We start from the raw sequence: 5,304 nt of genomic DNA, 5'->3' as shown, positions 1-5,304 counted from the left end.
CGTAATCCGGCCAGCGAATCGGGGCAGGTTTTCGATTACCGCGACTGGCACGTGCAGCTCGGCCGGCGCTTCCGCGCCCTCAAGTTATGGTTCGTCATTCGTCACTACGGCGTCGAGGGGCTGCGCCATCATCTGCGCGAGCACGTGCGGCTGGCGCAGTGGTTCGCCGAACAGATTCGGCAGAGCGACCGCTTTGAGCTGGTCGTCGAACCGCCGCTGAACCTGGTCTGCTTTCGCCTCAAGGGCGACGACGCGCGCAATCAACAGCTGCTCGACCGGTTGAACGCAACAGGAAAGCTTTATCTGACGCACACCAAGCTTAACGGCCGGTACACGCTTCGCTTTTGCGTCGGCCAGACGCACACCGAGGAGCGCCACGTGCGCGCCGCCTGGGAATTGATTCGTCAAACGGCACAAACCTTATAAGGAGGTTCCGGATGAATACACTGCTCCTGCTGTCCGCACTGCTGCTCCTTGCCGCCAAAGAGCCGGCCGACATTCCGCCGATGCCGGTGGTGCCGACGCCGCAACAGATCGCCTATCAAAAAATGGAGCTCATCGGCTTTATTCACTACACGGTCAACGCGTTTACCGACAAGGAGTGGGGTTTTGGCGACGAATCGCCGGATATTTTCAATCCCAGTGAACTCGATGCGCGGCAATGGGTCGAGGTCGCCAAGAGCGGCGGCATGAAGCAGCTCATCCTCACCGCCAAGCATCACGACGGCTTTTGTCTGTGGCCGTCGGCTTACACCGAGCACTCGATCAAAAACAGTCCTTACAAGAACGGCCGAGGCGACATTGTCGGCGAACTGGCGGCAGCCTGCCGCGAGGCCGGCCTAAGGCTGGGTCTTTATTTATCGCCGTGGGACCGTAACCATGCCGCCTACGGCCGGCCGGAGTACATTACCTATTTCCGCAATCAGCTCACCGAGCTTCTGACGAGCTACGGCGAGATCTCCGAGGTGTGGTTCGACGGCGCCAACGGCGGCGACGGTTGGTACGGCGGCGCCAACGAGCGGCGCACCATCGACCGGGCGACCTACTATGACTGGCCGACCACCTGGGCGCTGGTGCGCCGGCTGCAGCCGAACGCGCTGATCTTTTCCGATGCCGGCCCTGACATCCGCTGGATCGGCAACGAGAGCGGCATTGCCGGCGAGACCAACTGGTCGACCCTGGACCGCAGCCGCGTGGTCGTGGGCGAGGCGGATCAGGCTTATCTTAACACCGGCGAGCCGAACGGCCCGCATTGGGTCGTCGGCGAATGCGACGTCTCTATCCGGCCCGGCTGGTTCTATCACGCGAGCGAAGACGACAAGGTGAAAACGCCGCAGCAGCTGGTCGAGCTCTACTATCTGTCGGTTGGCCGCAACGGCACGCTGCTGTTGAACCTGCCGCCGGATCGCCGCGGGCTCATCCATGAAAAAGACGCCGCCTCGCTGCGGGAATTCCGCAGCATTCTCGACGAAACGTTCCGCATCGACCTGGCGGCGGGGAAAAAAGTGCGGGCGAGCAGTCAATGGCAAAAACACGCGAAATTTGCGCCGGGCAACGTCACGGACGGTGATGCGGACAGCTACTGGGCGGCGAATCCGCGCGACCCGCAGCCGACCTTGACCGTCGATCTCGGCCGGCCGACGACCTTTGACCGCATTCTGCTGCAGGAGCCGATACGGCTGGGACAGCGCATCAGCCGCTTCAGCGTCGAAGGCTTGGTCGACGGCAAATGGCAAAAACTGGCCGAAGGCACGACGATCGGCTACAAGCGGTTGCTGCGCATCGAACCGGTGACGGTGCAGCGCTTGCGGCTGGTGATCCTTGGCAGCAAAGCGGTGCCTGCCGTATCGAATTTTGGCCTGTACAAGGCTTCGCCGCGGGAAAAGAAGCAGACAAGTTGAAAAATGCTGATTTGAAATATTTGGAATTTTTATTGGCATATTGTAATTGCACACTGTGAAAAGGGTTATGCTAAATTTTTTTCGAAAAAGGTTATGTACTCGGATAATGATCTCAAAAAACTTGTCAAACTCATTCTAAACAAAGCGCCGGATGTGCGCCGAATCGTGTTATTCGGAAGCTATGCCAAAAGCGCACAGCGAAGCGACAGCGACCTTGATATTGCCGTTTTGGTCGATAAGAAGTTGGAGCGCCGGCAAAAGCTGCAATTGCTGAAAGAGTTGCTCAATGTTGTCGGTGATAACGGCTTTTCGGTGGATTTTATCATTAAACCTTTTGAAGAGTATGCAGCAGAAATCCGGCTTCCCACACTGTCTCAAGTCCTCCGCACGGAGGGGGAAGTGCTATGGCAAAAGATTTGAGCGATCTTGTCCGTCAATGGCAGGTCAAGGCAGAAAATGACCTCTTGACGATCGAACAATTGATGACCTTTGCGCCGATATTGACGGACTCGATCTGTTTTCATGCGCAACAAGCAGCAGAGAAATATTCAAAACAATCATTGCCGATGCATCGGTTCTCCCAATGATCCGTAGCATCAAAGAATTATTGATTGAAAAGTCGGAAATGAATTTTGACACATTCGCTGATGCCGATGTTTTGACCAAGAAGCAAGCAGCATTTGTTTTCCCGATGAGTTAAGCATGTTATCTGTTAAAGAGGCTAAAGAAGCCTATCGCTTGGCAAGGCGGGTTAAGGAATTCGTCGTCGAAAGAATTCGCAAGTTTTTGAAACCATAGGTCAAGAATAACAGAAAACCACGTAGACGAGTTCGATCCATTGAGCTCTGAAATTTTTTTGTTAGTTTAAGGAAATCGTATCATGTCTTCTCTTCTCGACAACCTCACTCTCGGCGCTTTGCTCAAACAAAGCGTGGCCGCTTTCGGTAATAAAACGGCTTTGGCCGAAATCGACGGCGAGGAAATCAGCTATGCTGAGCTGGGGCAACGGGTCGATGCGGTTGCCCACCTGCTGCATGAAGAAGGGGTGATCGCCGGCGACCGCGTCGCCATTCTGAGCGAAAACTGCCCGCAGTGGGGCATCGCCTATTTTGCGCTCGCCGCGCTGGGGGCGATCGCCGTGCCGATTCTGCCGGAATTCCACCCGGACGAAGTGCGTCATATCCTGCGTCATTCCGGGGCCAAGGCGCTGTTCGTTTCCGAAAAACTCTATCTCAAGATCGAGGAAGCGGAAATTCCCTCGCTGCTGAGCGTGATCCTGATCGAGCGCTTTGCCCCGGTTCCTTTGCGCACCAAAAAGGACCGGCTCAGGGAGTTATTGCTTCAGGGTGAAAAAGAGTTTGCCAAGCTGAAAGAGGCGGCGCTGAAATTAGCGGGTAAGCTTCACCACGAGGCGGCTGAGGATGACGTCGCCTCGATCATCTACACCTCCGGCACCACCGGCAGTTCCAAAGGGGTCATGCTGACGCACAAGAACATCATCTACGATGCGACGGCGACCATGGAGATCGTGCCGTTGGGACCCGAAGACCGGATGCTCTCCATGCTGCCGTTGTCGCACGCCTACGAGTGCACCTTGGGGTTGGTCGCGCCGATCATGGCCGGCGCCGCCGTCTATTACCTGGACAAGCCGCCGACGCCGCGCGTCCTCCTCCCCGCTCTGCAAAAGGTCAAACCGACCATTCTGCTGACCGTGCCGCTGGTGATCGAAAAAATCTACAAAAATCGCATCGCGCCGCAGTTCAAAAAGAACGCGGCGGTGCGCAGCTTGTACAAACTGCCGTGGATGCGGAAAAAGCTGCACCGCATAGCGGGTAAAAAGCTGCTTGCGACCTTTGGCGGCAGCCTGCGCTGCTACTGCATCGGCGGCGCGGCGCTCAATCCCGAAGTGGAAGCCTTTTTGCGCGAAGCCGGGTTTCCCTATGCAATCGGCTACGGGCTGACTGAAACCGCGCCGTTGATCTTTGGTACCGGACCGGAAAACACGGTTTACCGCTCCTGCGGCAAGGCGCTGCGCGGCGTGGAGTGCCGCATCGACCATCCGCATCCGCAGACCGGCGAAGGCGAAATCTGCGTGCGCGGACCGATGCTCATGAAGGGTTATTACAAAGATGAGGCGCGCACCGCCGAAGCCATGCGCGACGGCTGGTTCCACACCGGCGATTTGGGGGTGTTGGATGCGAACGGCTATTTGTTCATCAAAGGGCGATCGAAGAACATGCTTTTGGGACCGAGCGGTGAGAACATCTATCCGGAGGAGATCGAGTCAATCCTCAATGAGGATGAGCGCGTGCTCGAATCGCTGGTTTTTCAGCAGGAGGGCAAACTGGCGGCGCGGGTTTATTTGAATTACGAACTGCTCGACCAGCTATACGGAGCCGCCAAGCTCGAGGATAAGCTTCCCGACGTGTTGGAGGATATCCGTCGACAAACCAACGCCAAGCTTTCGTCCTTTTCGCGTCTCAATAAATTGATCGTCCAGCCGGAGCCGTTCGAAAAGACGCCGACGATGAAGATCAAGCGGTATCTGTATGTTTCGTGAAACGTAGGCCGAAATTTATTTCGGCCCTTAACCGCGAATGACGCAGGCGTAGGCCGAAATTCATTTCGGCCTGTAACCGCGAATGACGCGGACGTAGGCCGAAATTTATTTCGGCCCGTAACCGTGAATGACGCAGACGTAGGCCGAAATTCATTTCGGCCGGTTCAACCGCGGCATAAATTTCGCGCCGCGCACCCGCGAAATAAATTTCGCGCTACATCGCCGAAATTCATTTCAGTCCATAACCGCGAATGACGCGGACGTAGGCCGAAATTCATTTCGGCCGGTCCGGCCGCGAAATAAATTTCGCGCTACATAATGAAATTCATTCCGGCCCCTTTGAAAACGAAATAAATTTTGCTCTGCGTCATCGAAATTTATTGCGGCCCATCTCACACGAAATAGGCCGCCATGCGGGCGACGAATTCGTCCGGATCGTTGGTTTTGGCCGCCGCCAAGGGTCTCAAGACCGCGGCCGCATCGCCCAGCTCATAAATGGCGTTTAGGACGCGCAGGCGCACCTTGCCGTTCGGGTGGTCGAGCAGTTTCTGCAATCCCTTCAATCCCTCCGGGTCGCCCCATCGCACCAATGCTTCCGCAGCGACTGCGGCAACGTCGCCGTCGTCGTCTGTCAAGCGCTCGCGCAGGGAACCGGCGGCGGAGCGGGCGGCCTCATCCAGGACCAGGCAGCCGGTGGCAGCCCAATATCGCACGGCCGGGTCAGGATCGTTCAAGCGGCGCTGCAGTTCGGGCAAATGATTGGGGTCGCGATCGGTCGCCATCTCGGCGGTTTCCAAAATGCGCGGTAGATCGTAGGCATCCGAATGGACATAGTCGTAAATC

6 protein-coding genes are annotated in these 5,304 nt (G+C 56.7%); 5 read left to right on the top strand and 1 reads right to left on the bottom strand.

Annotated elements, in window-relative coordinates; genetic code table 11:
- The 5 genes from ONB24_15135 to ONB24_15115 form a co-directional block, all read left to right on the top strand.
- Positions 1-426, top strand: a 426-nt coding sequence (locus ONB24_15135) for a pyridoxal-dependent decarboxylase (GenBank protein ID MDZ7317444.1), incomplete at its 5' end; no start/stop codon positions are given.
- Positions 427-437: 11 nt separating this feature from the next.
- Positions 438-1,901, top strand: coding sequence for an alpha-L-fucosidase (locus ONB24_15130; protein MDZ7317443.1), 1,464 nt, complete (start codon positions 438-440; stop codon positions 1,899-1,901).
- A 93-nt stretch (positions 1,902-1,994) separates the two neighbouring features.
- On the top strand, positions 1,995-2,321 hold the full coding sequence (locus ONB24_15125) for a nucleotidyltransferase domain-containing protein (GenBank protein MDZ7317442.1): 327 nt from the start codon (positions 1,995-1,997) through the stop codon (positions 2,319-2,321).
- Positions 2,306-2,488, top strand: a complete 183-nt coding sequence (locus ONB24_15120) for a HEPN domain-containing protein (GenBank protein ID MDZ7317441.1) — start codon at positions 2,306-2,308, stop codon at positions 2,486-2,488. The genes ONB24_15125 and ONB24_15120 overlap by 16 nt, the downstream gene beginning before the upstream one ends.
- 293 nt (positions 2,489-2,781) lie before the next feature.
- A complete protein-coding gene (locus tag ONB24_15115; protein MDZ7317440.1) occupies positions 2,782-4,461 on the top strand; it encodes an AMP-binding protein in 1,680 nt (559 codons plus the stop codon).
- A gap of 392 nt (positions 4,462-4,853) precedes the next feature.
- On the opposite strand, the gene ONB24_15110 is transcribed toward ONB24_15115, so the two are convergent.
- The coding region (locus ONB24_15110; protein ID MDZ7317439.1) for a HEAT repeat domain-containing protein at positions 4,854-5,304 on the bottom strand (451 nt) is incomplete at its 5' end.

This window comes from candidate division KSB1 bacterium, from assembly GCA_034505495.1.
Lineage (GTDB): Bacteria > Zhuqueibacterota > Zhuqueibacteria > Residuimicrobiales > Krinioviventaceae > Fontimicrobium_A.
This window is presented reverse-complemented; position numbering and strand designations above follow the sequence as displayed.

Excerpts from the sequence above, each read along its gene's own strand:
- ONB24_15130 (MDZ7317443.1), top strand. The coding sequence starts at position 438 with ATGAATACACTGCTCCTGCTGTCCGCACTGCTGCTCCTTGCCGCCAAA.
- ONB24_15125 (MDZ7317442.1), top strand. The coding sequence starts at position 1,995 with ATGTACTCGGATAATGATCTCAAAAAACTTGTCAAACTCATTCTAAAC.
- ONB24_15115 (MDZ7317440.1), top strand. The coding sequence starts at position 2,782 with ATGTCTTCTCTTCTCGACAACCTCACTCTCGGCGCTTTGCTCAAACAA.
- ONB24_15120 (MDZ7317441.1), top strand. The coding sequence starts at position 2,306 with ATGGCAAAAGATTTGAGCGATCTTGTCCGTCAATGGCAGGTCAAGGCA.